Origin of the sequence: Brevundimonas sp. (assembly GCF_018608325.1) — a bacterium.
In the GTDB taxonomy this organism is placed as follows: Bacteria; Pseudomonadota; Alphaproteobacteria; order Caulobacterales; family Caulobacteraceae; genus Brevundimonas.
This window is the reverse complement of record NZ_JABAZW010000134.1, coordinates 25,982-39,405: the sequence shown is the minus strand read 5'-3', so window position 1 is coordinate 39,405 and position 13,424 is coordinate 25,982. Positions and strand designations below refer to the sequence as shown.

At 66.2% G+C, this 13,424-nt stretch carries 14 protein-coding genes and 1 pseudogene; 8 read left to right on the top strand and 7 right to left on the bottom strand.

Going from position 1 to position 13,424, the window contains the following annotated elements; translation table 11 throughout:
* Positions 1-557: RcnB family protein (locus QZ281_RS13215; protein WP_292229083.1), on the top strand; the 557-nt coding region annotated here is incomplete at its 5' end.
* 174 nt (positions 558-731) lie between these two features.
* On the opposite strand, the gene gatB is transcribed toward QZ281_RS13215, so the two are convergent.
* Positions 732-2,234 (bottom strand): Asp-tRNA(Asn)/Glu-tRNA(Gln) amidotransferase subunit GatB, encoded by a 1,503-nt coding sequence (gene gatB, locus QZ281_RS13210; RefSeq protein ID WP_292229081.1) that lies wholly within the window; start codon positions 2,232-2,234, stop codon positions 732-734.
* Positions 2,235-2,331: 97 nt separating this feature from the next.
* Here gatB and QZ281_RS13205 point away from each other — a divergent pair, with 97 nt between their 5' ends.
* Positions 2,332-2,673 (top strand): hypothetical protein, encoded by a 342-nt coding sequence (locus tag QZ281_RS13205; RefSeq protein ID WP_292229079.1) that lies wholly within the window; start codon positions 2,332-2,334, stop codon positions 2,671-2,673.
* A gap of 40 nt (positions 2,674-2,713) precedes the next feature.
* On the opposite strand, the pseudogene gatA reads toward QZ281_RS13205, so the two are convergent.
* From gatA to QZ281_RS13190, 3 genes and pseudogenes are all read right to left on the bottom strand, one after another.
* Positions 2,714-4,149 (bottom strand): annotated as a pseudogene (gatA, locus tag QZ281_RS13200) (Asp-tRNA(Asn)/Glu-tRNA(Gln) amidotransferase subunit GatA).
* 2 nt (positions 4,150-4,151) lie between these two features.
* A complete protein-coding gene (gene gatC, locus QZ281_RS13195) occupies positions 4,152-4,439 on the bottom strand; it encodes an Asp-tRNA(Asn)/Glu-tRNA(Gln) amidotransferase subunit GatC (RefSeq protein ID WP_292229077.1) in 288 nt (95 codons plus the stop codon).
* Positions 4,440-4,508: 69 nt separating this feature from the next.
* Positions 4,509-5,021, bottom strand: coding sequence for a hypothetical protein (locus QZ281_RS13190; protein WP_292229075.1), 513 nt, complete (start codon positions 5,019-5,021; stop codon positions 4,509-4,511).
* A gap of 51 nt (positions 5,022-5,072) precedes the next feature.
* On the opposite strand from QZ281_RS13190, the gene ruvX reads away from it, so the two are divergent.
* From ruvX to pyrC, 4 genes are all read left to right on the top strand, one after another.
* Positions 5,073-5,552, top strand: coding sequence for a Holliday junction resolvase RuvX (ruvX, locus tag QZ281_RS13185; protein WP_292229073.1), 480 nt, complete (start codon positions 5,073-5,075; stop codon positions 5,550-5,552).
* Positions 5,549-6,472: an AEC family transporter gene (locus QZ281_RS13180; RefSeq protein WP_292229071.1), complete on the top strand. Its 924-nt coding sequence runs from the start codon at positions 5,549-5,551 to the stop codon at positions 6,470-6,472. Before ruvX ends, QZ281_RS13180 begins: the two co-directional genes overlap by 4 nt.
* A gap of 65 nt (positions 6,473-6,537) precedes the next feature.
* On the top strand, positions 6,538-7,521 hold the full coding sequence (locus tag QZ281_RS13175; protein ID WP_292229069.1) for an aspartate carbamoyltransferase catalytic subunit: 984 nt from the start codon (positions 6,538-6,540) through the stop codon (positions 7,519-7,521).
* Entirely contained in the window at positions 7,518-8,792 is a 1,275-nt protein-coding gene (gene pyrC, locus QZ281_RS13170) for a dihydroorotase (protein WP_292229067.1), read from the top strand. Before QZ281_RS13175 ends, pyrC begins: the two co-directional genes overlap by 4 nt.
* A gap of 12 nt (positions 8,793-8,804) precedes the next feature.
* On the opposite strand, the gene QZ281_RS13165 is transcribed toward pyrC, so the two are convergent.
* Complete coding sequence (locus QZ281_RS13165; protein ID WP_292229066.1) at positions 8,805-9,734, bottom strand: glycerophosphodiester phosphodiesterase family protein; 930 nt, start codon at positions 9,732-9,734, stop codon at positions 8,805-8,807.
* Between the two features lie 131 nt (positions 9,735-9,865).
* Between QZ281_RS13165 and plsY the strand changes: the two genes are divergently transcribed.
* Both plsY and dprA read left to right on the top strand, forming a co-directional pair.
* Positions 9,866-10,504, top strand: a complete 639-nt coding sequence (gene plsY, locus QZ281_RS13160) for a glycerol-3-phosphate 1-O-acyltransferase PlsY (protein ID WP_292229064.1) — start codon at positions 9,866-9,868, stop codon at positions 10,502-10,504.
* Positions 10,501-11,574: a DNA-processing protein DprA gene (gene dprA / locus QZ281_RS13155; RefSeq protein ID WP_292229062.1), complete on the top strand. Its 1,074-nt coding sequence runs from the start codon at positions 10,501-10,503 to the stop codon at positions 11,572-11,574. The genes plsY and dprA overlap by 4 nt, the downstream gene beginning before the upstream one ends.
* A gap of 17 nt (positions 11,575-11,591) precedes the next feature.
* Here dprA and QZ281_RS13150 read toward each other — a convergent pair whose 3' ends face one another.
* Together QZ281_RS13150 and QZ281_RS13145 are read right to left on the bottom strand one after the other, a co-directional pair.
* Positions 11,592-12,029, bottom strand: coding sequence for a hypothetical protein (locus QZ281_RS13150; protein WP_292229060.1), 438 nt, complete (start codon positions 12,027-12,029; stop codon positions 11,592-11,594).
* 76 nt (positions 12,030-12,105) lie between these two features.
* Positions 12,106-13,413, bottom strand: a complete 1,308-nt coding sequence (locus tag QZ281_RS13145) for a replication-associated recombination protein A (protein WP_292229058.1) — start codon at positions 13,411-13,413, stop codon at positions 12,106-12,108.
* Positions 13,414-13,424: the final 11 nt, after the last annotated feature.

Genomic DNA, 13,424 nt, shown 5'->3' with positions numbered 1-13,424 from the left:
GCCCGGACCGTCCGAACAATGGCGGCAATCGCCCTGATCGCCCCGGCGCAGGACGTCCCGACCGCCCCGACAACGGCTGGAATCGCCCAGACCGCCCAGGCGCAGGACGCCCCGACAACAACTGGAACCGTCCGGGTCAGCCCAACCGCCCCGGAAACAACTGGAACAACGGGCGTGATCGCGACCGCATGGAGCGCGAGTTCCGCCAACGGTTCAACAGCAACCAATGGCGCCGCGACTTCTATCGCGACCGCAATCCGAACTGGTGGCGTAATGACAACCGCTTCCGGGGCTACAGCGGCGTCCGCGTCGGCTTCTATTTCGCGCCGGGCTGGGGCTACTACAGCGTCCCCCGCTCCTATTGGGGCCGCTACTGGTCGGTGGGTCAGTATCTGCCGGACATCTTCTGGCGCTACCAGTTGAACGACTGGCGCACCTACGGCCTCGGCTATCCGCCCGAGGGCACGCGCTGGGTCTCGGTCGATAACACCATCTACCTGATCGACGACTACGACGGCTACATCATCGACGTCATTCGTGACGCCTGGCGCTGGTAGCCGAGAAAGACAAAGGCCCGGAGATCGCTCTCCGGGCCTTTTATTCTATAGGCTTCGTCACCCTCGGGCTTGACCCGAGGGCCGGGCCATCCGCCGCTTTGCGTCAACGCATAGGCACAGATCGATCCGTCTCCGATCCTCGGGTCAAGCCCGAGGATGACGCAGAAGCAGCCGTTACAGCCCCAGCTTCGCCTTCAGAATATCGTTGACCGCCGCCGGGTTGGCCTTGCCGCCCGTGGCCTTCATCACCTGACCGACGAACCAGCCGATGGCCTGAGGCTTCTCGGCGACCGCTGCCGCCTTGTCCGGGTTGGCGGCGATGATTTCATCGACAGCCTTCTCGATGGCGCCCGTGTCGGTGACCTGTTTCAGGCCGTGCTTCTCGACCACCTCGGCGGGCGAGCCTTCGCCGTTCCAGACGTAGTCGAAGACTTCCTTGGCGATCTTGGACGAGATGACATTCGTCTCGATCAGTTCGACCAGCTGCGCCACATGCGCGGCAGGCAGCGGGTTGTCGCTGAAGTCCTTGTTGTCAGCAGCCAGACGCGCCGAAACCTCATTCGTGACCCAGTTGGACACCAGCTTGGCGTCGCGGCCCTTGGCTGCGGTTTCGAAATAGTCGGCCTTGGCCTGTTCCGAGATCAGCACGATGGCGTCGTATTGCGACAGGCCATACTCGCTCATCAGGCGCTTGCGCTTGTCGTCCGGCAGTTCAGGCAGAGACGCCTTGATGTCGTCGATCCACGCCTGTTCCAGATCCAGCGGCAGCAGGTCGGGATCGGGGAAGTAGCGGTAATCCTGCGCCTCTTCCTTGGAGCGCATCGAACGGGTTTCGCCTGCGGTCGGGTCGTACAGGCGCGTCTCCTGCGTGATCGAACCACCGTCTTCCAGAATCTCGATCTGGCGGCGGGCCTCATACTGGATCGCCTGAGATATGAAGCGGAAGCTGTTGACGTTCTTGATCTCGCAACGCGTGCCCAGATAGCTGAAGTCGTCCGTTTCCTTGAACTTGTCGTAGTTCCCGGCGCGGCAGACGGACACGTTCACGTCGGCCCGCAGGTTGCCCTTCTCCATGTCGCCGTCGCAGGTGCCCAGATAGATCAGGATGGTGCGGATCTTCTTGACGTAGGCGACCGCCTCGTCGGGCGTGCGCAGGTCGGGGCGCGAGACGATCTCCATCAGCGCCGTGCCGGCCCGGTTCAGGTCGACATAGGATTCGGTCGGCGACAGGTCGTGGATCAGCTTGCCCGCGTCCTGTTCCAGGTGCAGGCGCTCGATGCCGACGTTGAAGAAGGCGCCGTCTTCGCCCTCAACCTCGACCACGCCCTCGCCCACGATGGGGTAATAGAGCTGGCTGATCTGATAGCCGGTCGGCAGGTCAGGATAGAAGTAGTTCTTGCGATCGAACTGGCTGCGCTTGTTGATCTGCGCGCGCAGGCCCAGCCCCGTGCGGACGGCCTGTTCGACGCAGTGTTTGTTCAGCGTCGGCAACATGCCGGGGAAGCCCGCGTCCACCAGCGACACCTGCTCATTGGGGCCTGCGCCGAAGCCGACGGCGGCCCCGGAGAACAGCTTGGCCTTGGACGCCACCTGGGCGTGGATCTCCAGCCCCATGACGATTTCCCACGGGCCGGTCCGACCCTGGATGAGTTTGGTGTTCGTAGCGGTATCGGTCATGTGTTCGTCCTAGCGCCCCGATGGACGCGGAGAAAGAGCCTGTCGTAATGATGTCGCCAAACTACGTGCATCTTCACCATCTCAACGGAGATTTTCGATGATCAAGACCCTGTTCGCCACCGCAACCGCCTCGCTCCTGATCGCAGGCGCCGCCTCCGCCCAGACCGCCCAACCAGCGCCCGCCCCGGCTCCGGCCGCATCGGCGGACCACGCGCATCACGCCCGCCCCACTATCGACAGCTCGATCGAAGACCTGATCGCCAATCCCGCGACCAAGGCGGTGCTGGACAAGCACCTGCCCGGCATCAACACCCACCCCGCCTATGACCAGTTCAAGGGCCTGACCCTGGCCCAGATCGCGCCCTTCTCCGACGGCCACATCACCGACGAAAAGATCGCCGCCATCGACGCCGACCTGAAGGCGATCCCGGCGCAGTAATCACAAAAAAAGGGCCCGCGATCTGCGGGCCCTTTTCATATCACCACCACTTGCCGGGTTTGGCCGTAAAGCCCGCCGCGCGTTCCAGCGCCGCGCCGACCTGGAAGACGGTCGCCTCGTCCAGCGCCTTGCCGATGACCTGAAGGCCCAGCGGCAGACCACCGGAATCCACGCCCGCAGGCACCGAGATGCCCGGCAGACCGGCCAGATTGGTCGTCACCGTGAAGACGTCGTTCAGATACATGGTCAGCGGGTCGATCTGCTTGTCGCCCAGAGCAAACGCAGCCGACGGCGTCGACGGCGTCAGGATGGCGTCCACCTGTCCCCAGACATTGTCGAAGTCCTCGGCGATGCGGCGACGCACCTTCAGCGCCTTGACGTAATAGGCGTCATAGAAACCGGCCGACAGCACATAGGCGCCGATGGTCAGGCGACGTTGCACTTCCTTGCCGAAGCCCTCGGCGCGCGAGGTGGCGTACAGGTCGTCCAGCGACTTGAACTCGTCCGCGCGGTGACCGAACCGCATCCCGTCGTAACGGGCCAGGTTCGACGACGCCTCAGCGGGTGCGACGATATAATAGGTCGGCAGGGCGTATTTGGTGTGCGGCAGGCTGATCTCGACGATCTCGCAGCCGGCGTCCTTCAGCCAGGCCACGCCCTGATCCCACAGGGCCTGAATTTCAGCCGGCATCCCGTCCACGACATATTCGCGCGGCACGCCGATGCGCAGGCCCTTGACCGACTTGCCGACCGACTGGGTCCAGTCAGGCGTCGGGATGTCCAGGCTGGTCGAATCCTTGACGTCGAACGAGCACATGGATTGCAGCAGCAGGGCCGCATCCTCGACCGTCTTGGTGATCGGACCGGCCTGATCCAGCGACGACGCGAACGCCACCATGCCGAAACGGCTGGCGCGGCCATAGGTCGGCTTGATGCCCACGGTGCCGGTGAAGGCGGCGGACACAGGTCAGCGGCGACAGCCGAGGCCGAACCGCCCGACGAACCGCCCGGTGTCAGATCGGCGTTGGAGCCGTTCGACTTCCACGGGTTCTTCACCGGACCAAAGGCCGAGGTCTCGTTGGACGAACCCATGGCGAATTCGTCCATGTTCAGCTTGCCCAGCATGACCGCACCGTCACGCCACAGATTGGCGGTCACGGTGGATTCATACGGCGGAACAAAGCCGCGCAGCATGTTGGAGCCTGCGGTCGTCTGTACGCCTTCGGTGCAGAACAGATCCTTGATGCCCAAGGGCGCGCCTTCCAGCACGCCGCCCTCGCCTGCCGCCAGACGGGCGTCGGACGCCTTGGCCATCTCCAGCGCCTTGTCCGCCGTCACTTCGACATAGGCGTTCAGGGTCGGGTTCGAGGCTTCGATATTGGTCAGGAAGGCCTGGGTGATTTCAGCCGAGGAGAATTCCTTGGCCTTCAGGCCGTCGACGGCCGCCTTCAGGGTCAGTTTGGTCAGGTCGCTCATGACTATTCGACCACCTTGGGCACGACGAAGAAGCCGTCAGCCGACTTCGGGGCATTGGACAGGACGGCGTCGCGCTTGGCGCCGTCGGTGACGACGTCGTCGCGCAGACGCAGCGGCTGGGCCACGTTCGAGGTCATCGGCTCCACGCCTTCGACATCCACCTGATCCAACTGCTCGATCCAGTTCAGGATGCCGTTCAGCTCCTGCGCCAGCGGCTCCAGCCGATCCTCGGGGGTCTTGATGCGGGCGAGATGCGCAACCTTGCGCACCGTCGCAGCGTCGATGGCCATGCGGCCCTCCAGTCATGCGAGATTAAGCCGTGGTGACTAACGGCCCGTGCCCGGATTCACAAGGTTTCGTCAGTCCGACGAAGCGACTGAAATCGCATCAGGCGGCACATCGCCCGTGTTGTCGAAGCTGACATGGATGAACCGGGGGCTGTTCTTGATGCTTCCATCGTCCGCCGCCACGTCCTGCCGCACTGCCAGCACCACCTTTCCCGGCGCAGATTCGACCACCCGCCATTCGTTGAAATCCCCGATGGGATAGACCCGCCACCCCTCGTCCGCGCCCGCAAACAGCCCGAAATAGGTCACCAGCCCGTTCAGCGCCGGATCACCGCCCGAGACGCTGAACACCTTGGCGTTCAGACGCGGCAGGCTCTCCAACTGCGATACGCTGGCCGCCTGCAGCATCCCGTCGCCCGAGACGGCGGCGACCGCAGCCCCCGGTCCGGCAGGCGCCGCCGGGGCCTTGGTCACAGACAGGGGCGTGGGCGGCGGCGCGACCTTGGGACGCCCCTTGGGCGCATCAGGCTCGCCACAGGCCGCCAGGCCGAAAACGACAAACAGGATCAGGATCGCGCGTGTCATTCCCGCACCATCGCCTTTGACTTCGTCGCGCGCCAGTCCTAACCGCAGGCCGTGCCCGTTCTTGACCTCCTCGACCTGCCCGCCGCCTGCCCACCCGACACCCCGTGGATGGGGCTGGACCTGGGCGAAAAGACCATCGGCGTCGCCGTGTCGGATTCCACGCGCCTGATCGCCTCGCCGCTGGAGCTGATCCGCAAGTCCAAGTTCACGCTGGAGGCCGAACACCTCTTCAAGCTGATGAACCACCGCAAGGTCTCGGCCCTGGTCATCGGTCTGCCCGCCAACATGGACGGCACCGAAGGCCCCCGCGCCCAGTCCTGCCGCGCCTTCGCCCGCAATCTGGAGCGGCTGCGCCCCATCAACATCGCCTTCTGGGACGAACGCCTGTCCACCAGCGCCGTCGAACGCTTCCTGATTGAAGACCTGGACCTGAACCGCAAGCGCCGCGCTCAGGTCGTCGACCGCACCGCCGCCGCCTGGATTCTGCAAGGGGCGCTGGATCGGGTGCGGGATCAGGCGACCTGGATTTGACAGCCCTGATCGCGGGCATCCTGCCCGTCTTTCTGATGATCGCCCTGGGCTACGGCCTGCGCAAATCCGGCTTCCTGCCCGACGACGCCTGGCGGCCCATCGAGAAGCTGTCGATCAACATCTTCTATCCCAGCTTCCTGATCCCCGCGATCTGGCACGCCAATCTGGCGGGCGGCGGGGCGACGGCGGCAGGTTCCGCCGCCGTGGGCGCGACCCTGATCGTGGCGGCGGCGACGCTGGCGGCCAAGCCCCTGATCAAGCTGGACGGCCCCGCCTACACCAGCGTCTTTCAAGGTGTGATCCGCTGGAACAGCTTCGTCTTCGTACCGGTGATCCAGTCGATCTATGGCTCAGAGGGCACGGCCTTGGCCGCCGTGGCCATCGCCTTCATCATTCCGGTGACCAACATCGCCTGCGTCGCCGTGCTGGCGAAATGGGGAGCCTTGCATCGCGAGCCCTCGGTTCTGGGCCTGCTGAAATCGATGATCGCCAATCCGATCCTGCTGGCCTGTCTGATCGGTCTGGCGCTGAACTTCCTGCGCGTGCCGCTGATCCCCGGCCTGTCCGAGGTCATGGACCTGCTGGGCGCCGCCGCCCTGCCGCTGGGTCTGATCGTCGCCGGGGCCGGTCTGTCTTTCGCTGAGGTCAAACGCCGTCGAAAGACCATCGCCGCCGTCACCCTGGTCAAGCTGGGCATCATGCCGCCGCTGATGTGGTTCATCGCCTGGGCCTTGGGCGGCGATAGTCTGGCGCAGGGCATCGCCCTGATCTGCGGCGCCGCGCCGGGCTCTGCGGCCTCCTATGTGCTGGCGCGTCAGATGGGCGGCGACGCGCCCTTGATCGCAGGCGTCATCGCTCTGACCACCGTGGGCAGCGCCGTCGTCATCCCCATCCTGCTGACCCTGTTCCACTTCACCTGACTGGCGACCGAGTCTGGCGCCCAAGTCTGGCGTTTGGGGCGAGTCACGCCTATAGCCGCGTCTCGATGACCCAGCCCTCCCTCGTCACCGACCAGACCATTCAGGAGCGGCTGATCCCGTTCCCGAAATCCCACTTCCTCGCCGCCTCGGACCTGAATCCGTTCGTGACGCCGCAGTTGCTGGAGCTGGGCGACGCCTTCGTCGACTTCAACCGCCAATCCTCCAAGGCGCTGGACGTGCTGCACGGCCGCACGGTGGTGAACCTGTTCTTCGAGAACTCGACCCGCACCTCGTCGTCATTCGAGATTGCGGCCAAGCGTCTGGGCGCCGATGTCGTCACCATGCCGGTCGCCTCGTCCTCGGTGAAGAAGGGCGAGACCCTGATCGACACGGCGGTCACCCTGAACGCCATGAAGCCCGACATTCTGGTCGTGCGCCACTCTGCCTCGGGCGCCGCTGAACTGCTCAGCCAGAAGGTCGGCTGCGCCGTGGTCAATGCCGGCGACGGCCGCCACGAACACCCGACGCAGGCCCTGCTGGACCTGCTGTCGCTGCACCGCGCCTTCGGCGATGTGACCAGCCTGACCGTCGCCATCTGCGGCGACATCACCCACAGCCGTGTGGCCCGCTCCAACGTCGCCCTGCTGCAGATGATGGGCGCCCGCGTGCGTCTGATCGGCCCGCCGACCCTGGTGCCGGGCGACGCCGACCGCTGGGGCTGCGAGGTCTTCCACGACATGCGCGAGGGGCTGCAAGGCTGTGACGTGGTTATGATGCTGCGTCTTCAGCTTGAGCGGATGGCCGGCGCGCTGGTCCCCTCCACCCGCGAATATTTCCGTTTCTGGGGTCTGGATCGCGAGAAGCTGGCCTGGGCCAAGCCGGGCGCCAAGGTCATGCACCCCGGCCCGATGAACCGCGGCGTCGAGATCGATTCCGATGTCGCCGACGACCTCAACGTTTCGCTGATCCAGGATCAGGTCGAGATGGGCGTCGCCGCCCGCATGGCCGTTCTGGCCTCCCTCTCCGCCCGTTGGGGAGACGCCCGATGACCACTCTGGCAATCGTCAACGCCCGCCTTCTGGACCCCGCCAGCGACTATGACGGTCTGGGTTCGGTCCTGATCGAGGACGGCCGCATCATCCGCGTCGTCCATGGCGCCGCCCCTGATCTGGCTGCCGATCAGATCATCGACGCCGACGGCCTGTGCCTGTCGCCCGGCCTGATCGACATTCGCGTCAAGACCGGCGAACCCGGCGCCGAACCGCGCGAGACGCTGAAGTCCGCCAGTCTGGCCGCCGCCGCTGGCGGCGTGACCACCATCGTGGTCCAGCCCGACACCGACCCCGCCATCGACGACCCGGCGGTGATCGAGTTCATCCAGCGTCGCGGCGCCGCCCTGAACCTGGTCAATGTCCGCGCAGCCGGCGCCGCCACCAAGGCGCTGGACGGTCAGCGCATGGCCGAGATCGGCCTGATGGACGAAGCGGGCGCCCTGTACTTCACCGACGTGGACAAGGTCATCGTCAACAGCCGCACCCTGCAGCGGGTGATGAGCTATGCCGCCGCCTTCAACGCCCTGATCGCCTGCCGCCCGTCCGACCCGTGGTTGACCGAAGGCGCGGTCGCCGCCTCTGGCGAACTGGCCACGCGACTGGGCTTGTCTGGCAGCCCCGCCATCGCCGAACGCATCGGTCTGGAACGCGATCTGGCACTGGTCGAACAAACCGGCGCCCGTTTCCTGGTCGACCAGATTTCGACCGAGGGCGCGCTGGAGACGCTGGCCCGCGCCCGCGCCAAGGGGCTGGAGGTCGCTGTCAGCGTCTCCATCAACCACCTGTGCTTCAACGAGGTGGATATCGGCGACTATCGCACCTTCTACCGCATCGACCCGCCGCTACGTTCAGAGGCCGATCGTCAGGCCCTGATCGAAGCGGTGCGTGAAGGCCTGATCGACGTCATCACCTCGGCCCACACCCCTGCCCCCGCCGAGGACAAGCGCCGCCCGTTCGCCGAGGCCGCACCCGGCGCCATCGGGCTTGAGACCCTGCTGCCCGCCGCCCTGACCCTGCATCACGAAGACGGTCTGGACCTGCTGGACGTGCTGCGTCCGCTGACGCAAGGCCCCGCCGCCCTGCTGGGGCTCGACGCTGGCGTTCTGGCCGAAGGCGCGCCTGCGGACCTGATCCTGTTCGACCCCGGCGCGCCGGTCATCGTCGACGCAGACGCCCTGCACTCCAAGTCCAAGAACTCGCCGTTCGACGGCCGCCGTCTTCAGGGCAAGGTCGTCGACACATGGGTCGCGGGCCGTAAGGTTCACTGAACGCCCGCGAACTCACCTCGGCCTCTCACACGTCGCCGCCTTGGCGACCTCGGCGGCCAGCACGCCCTTAACCGCCAGCGGCGTGTCGGTGGCGATCACCGTCACGCCCTGATCGAACAGATCGCGGTATTCCGAAACATCCCCGTCCTCGGCATAGCGGTCGTCGCGGCGCACGCCCTCAGCGCCCAGAGTGCCGAACTGGACCTCGACGCCCCGCGCCTTCAGTCCGCGCCACAGCCGGGGTCGTTCCTCTCGCGTGCCGGTCCACGCTAATATCTGCGGAGTGTTCAGCCCGTCCAGATCACTGAGGCGGCTCACCCCGGCGGAGATCATCATCTCGGGCGCCAGCGCCGCCACCGCCCGCGCGTCCTCGGCCGCATAGGTGATCAGGATCACACGATCAGACGCGCCTGAGCGCAGAACCTGACCGACCACCGCCCGCGCCAGTTCGAGGGTGCTGCCGCCCTCGGCCGGTTTCAGGTCGATGCTGGCGATGGCCCCGACACGACCCGCCGCATCCAGCGCCTCGCCCAGTGTCGGCACGGCCTCATTAGTGCGCGCCCCGTTCGACGCCCTCAGCCGCACCTGCTTCACCTGCGCCAGCGTCAGATCGCGGACACGGCCGCGCCCGGTCGTGGTGCGCCGCATCGTCTCGTCGTGCATCAGCACCAGATGGCCGTCGCGCGTCAGGGCCGCATCCAGTTCCAGTATCGCATTGGGGATCGCCCGCCCCGTCGCCTCGATGGCCGAGATGGAGTTCTCCGGCTGGTCCATCGTCGACACCGCCCGATGCGCCGAAATCGCGACACCCCCATCGCGCACACAGTCGAAATAGGCCGCCATCGCAGGACCAGAGGCCGTCGCCTTCTCCTCACGATCCGCCACAACACAACCTGACGTCATCATCAGTATCGCCAATGCGGCGGTCATGGTGGTGCGCATGATGGGCGATCTCCAGCATGGGGGCAGGACCAGACGCTGCGAGGATCGTCGGGTCAAGAGGTGGGATCGCGCTTGCTACGAACCGCGCGCCGACGCATTTTGCCGCCACAACACGCGGGGAGCGAATCAACGTGCAGGATCTGGTCGGGCCCGCTTTGGGGACTTTGGCGCTGGCGGCGCTCGGCGGCTATCTGCTCGGTTCGATTCCGTTCGGCGTCGTCATCACCCGTGCTGCGGGCGCGGGCGATGTGCGCAACATCGGTTCCGGCAACATCGGCGCGACCAATGTGCTGCGGACCGGCCGCAAGGATCTGGCCCTGGCCACCCTGCTTCTGGACGCAGGCAAGGGCGCCGCGGCCCTGCTGATCGCGCGCCACCTGTTCCATAGCGAAGCCGCGGGCGCCATCGCGGGCGGGGCGGCCTTCCTGGGTCACCTGTTCCCCGTCTGGCTGGGCTTCAAGGGCGGCAAGGGCGTGGCCACCTTCTATGGTCTGCTGCTGGCCGCCGCCTGGCCGCTGGGTCTGATGGCGGCCGCCGTCTGGCTGATCGCCGCCTTCGCCTTCCGTTATTCCTCGCTGGCCGCGCTGATTTCAGCCGCGACCGCGCCGCTGCTGGCGCTCTTGCCGCTGGCCGCCATCGGCTTGCCAGTCGGGACGCCGATCCTGATCCTGACCATCTTCTCTGCCGTGCTGATCTGGATTCGCCACCACGAGAACATCACCCGGCTGCTGAAGGGCGCGGAACCGCGCATCGGGGCCAAGAAGGCGTGAGCCTGACCGGGGCCGAACGGTTCGCCCGGCTGCGGCTCGCCCGCACCGACCGCATCGGCCCCGTCGCCTTTTCCCAACTGCTGTTGCGATATGGCTCGGCCATACAGGTGCTGGACGCCCTGCCCGATCTGGTGCGCAAGTCCGGCGCCGCCTCCATCCCCCCGCCGGTCGAAGCTGTTCAGCGCGAACTGGATCGGGGCGACCAGATCAAGGCCCGCCTGCTGGTGCTGGGCGACGCCGACTATCCCGAAATGCTGGCGGCGCTTGATCCGCCTCCGCCGATCCTGTGGACGCGAGGACGTGTTGAACTGCTGAACCGTCCATCGGTCGCCATCGTCGGCGCGCGCATCGCCTCGGCAGGCGGCCAGCGCATCGCGCGCGGTCTGGCGCAGCAATTGGGTCAGGCCGGTCACGTCGTCGTCTCAGGCATGGCGCGCGGCATCGACGCCGCCGCCCACGAAGGCGCCCTGCCGACAGGAACCGTCGCCGTTCTGGGCGGCGGGGTGGACGACATCTATCCGTCCGAGAACACCGACCTCTACGCCCGCCTGATCGAACAGGGCTGTGTCGTCTCTGAAAGCCCAATCGGCGCCCGCGCCCAGGCCCGCGACTTCCCCCGACGCAACCGCATCATCTCCGGCCTGTCACGCGGGGTCGTGGTGGTCGAGGCGGAAATTCGCTCCGGGTCGCTGATCACCGCCCGTCTCGCCGCCGAACAGGGACGCGATGTCTTCGCCGTTCCGGGCTCGCCGCTGGACCCGCGCGCCCGTGGTCCCAACGAACTGCTGCGTCAGGGCGCCATCCTGTGTGAGGGGATCGAAGATATCGACCGCGCCTTCAACACCCTGCGGACCCTGCGCGAGCCACCGTCAGCGCCGTTGCGCTATGAAGAGGATGTCGACGACGCCTTCCTCGACCGTGTCGCCGCCCTGCTGTCACCAACGCCGACCCCGCGTGACGAAATCGCCCGCGCCCTGAACGCGCCGATGGCTCAGGTCGCGTCTGCCCTATTGGAGCTCAGCCTCACGGGTCGCGCCGAACTGCTGCCTGGCGGTCTGGCCTCAAGCTGACGCGACGCCGCCCAAACTCAGAGCAGAACGCCGCGCTGCGTCATGAACCGGGCGTAGCCGATCAAAAGCACTGCGATTGTCGTAATCACGCCCGTCATAGCCGTGTTGCCGCTCATGACCTGGGCCCCGTCTGGCGAGCCGATGAAGGTGTAGTAGATCGTGGCCAGCACGCCGATGAACGAAGCGCCAAAGGCCCACAGCGCCCATCGGCGCCTCAGCAATAACAGGATCGCCCCCGCCAGCCCGCCCCAGGTCCCGACCACCCAGGCGACGGACATCCAGGTCGGAAACCGATGAAAATAGGCGATCTGCGCCTCGGTCATGCCCATGGAACGCAGATAGGGATCCCCCTGCGTCAGGGACATAAAGGAATCGAACGCGCCGAACCCGTTCCAAAGCAGGGCCAGCCCCGCCACCAGCCACAGATGCCAAGGCGTCTTCACCGTCTGGATCATCATCCGCTCCCACGTCTGAAAAGCCAGGATAGGCCTGTCGCCAAGGCCCGACAATGAACGGCGTTCAGTCTGAAGGTCAGTCTTCCGCCTGCATCCGCGCCCGCATCGCGGCCCAGCGTTCCAGCCGCAGCTTGACCTTCTCCTCATGCCCTTCGCCCTTGGGCTTGTAGAAGGTGCGGCGCTCCATCTCGTCGGGGAAGAAGTTGGCGCCCGAGAAACCCTCGGGCGTGTCCGGGTCGTACTGATAGCCCTTGCCGTAGCCCAGTTCCTTCATCAGCTTGGTCGGGGCGTTGCGTATATGGGCGGGCGGCATCAGCGAGCCCGTTTCAAAGGCCGCCTTCTTCGCCGCCTTGAAGGCCTCATAGACGCCGACCGACTTTGGCGCGGTGGCCAGATGCACCACCGCCTGCGCCAGCGCCAGTTCGCCCTCGGGGCTGCCGAGGAAGTCGTAGGTGTCCTTGGCCGCATTGGCGACCAGGATCGACAGCGGGTCCGCCTCGCCGATGTCCTCGACCGCCATCCGCACGATGCGCCGCGCCAGATACAGCGGGTCTTCGCCGCCGTTCAGCATCCGCGCCAGCCAGTACAGGGCCGCATCCGGGTCGGAGCCGCGCACCGACTTATGCAGGGCCGAGATCAGGTTGTAGTGTTCTTCCCGTGACTTGTCGTAGGCGGGCGCCCGTCGTTGCAGCACCCCGGCCAGACCCTGCACGTCCAGTATCTCGCCTTCCGGCAGGTCGAACAACACTTCCGACATGGTCAGCAGATAACGTCCATCGCCATCCGCCAGCGCCAGCAGGGCATGCCGCGCCTCATCGGTCAGGGGCAGCGGCTTTTCCATATGGGCCTCGGCCCGGCTCAGCAATTGCCCCAGCGCCGCATCGTCCAGACGCTTCAGCACATAGACCTGGCTTCGCGACAGCAGAGCCCCGTTCAGCTCGAAACTGGGGTTCTCGGTCGTGGCTCCGACCAGCGTCACCACCCCCGCCTCGACAAAGGGCAGGAATCCATCCTGCTGGGCGCGGTTGAAGCGATGGATCTCGTCAACGAACAACAGGGTCGACTGCCCCGCCGCCCGCCGCATCCGCGCCGCCTCAAACGCCTTCTTCAGATCAGCGACGCCCGAGAAGACCGCGCTGATCGACTGGTATTCATAGCCCGCCGCCTGCGCCAGCAGCCGGGCGATGGTGGTCTTGCCGGTGCCGGGCGGCCCCCACAGGATCATCGAACCCAGACGCCCCGCCTCGATCATGCGCCGGATCGGGCCGCCGGGGCCAAGCAGATGATCCTGCCCCACCACCTCTTCCAGCCTGCGCGGGCGAAGACGGTCGGCCAGGGGCGCGTCGGGGGGCAGGATGCCGGAGGCTTCGAACAGATCAGTCATGGATTTCTACA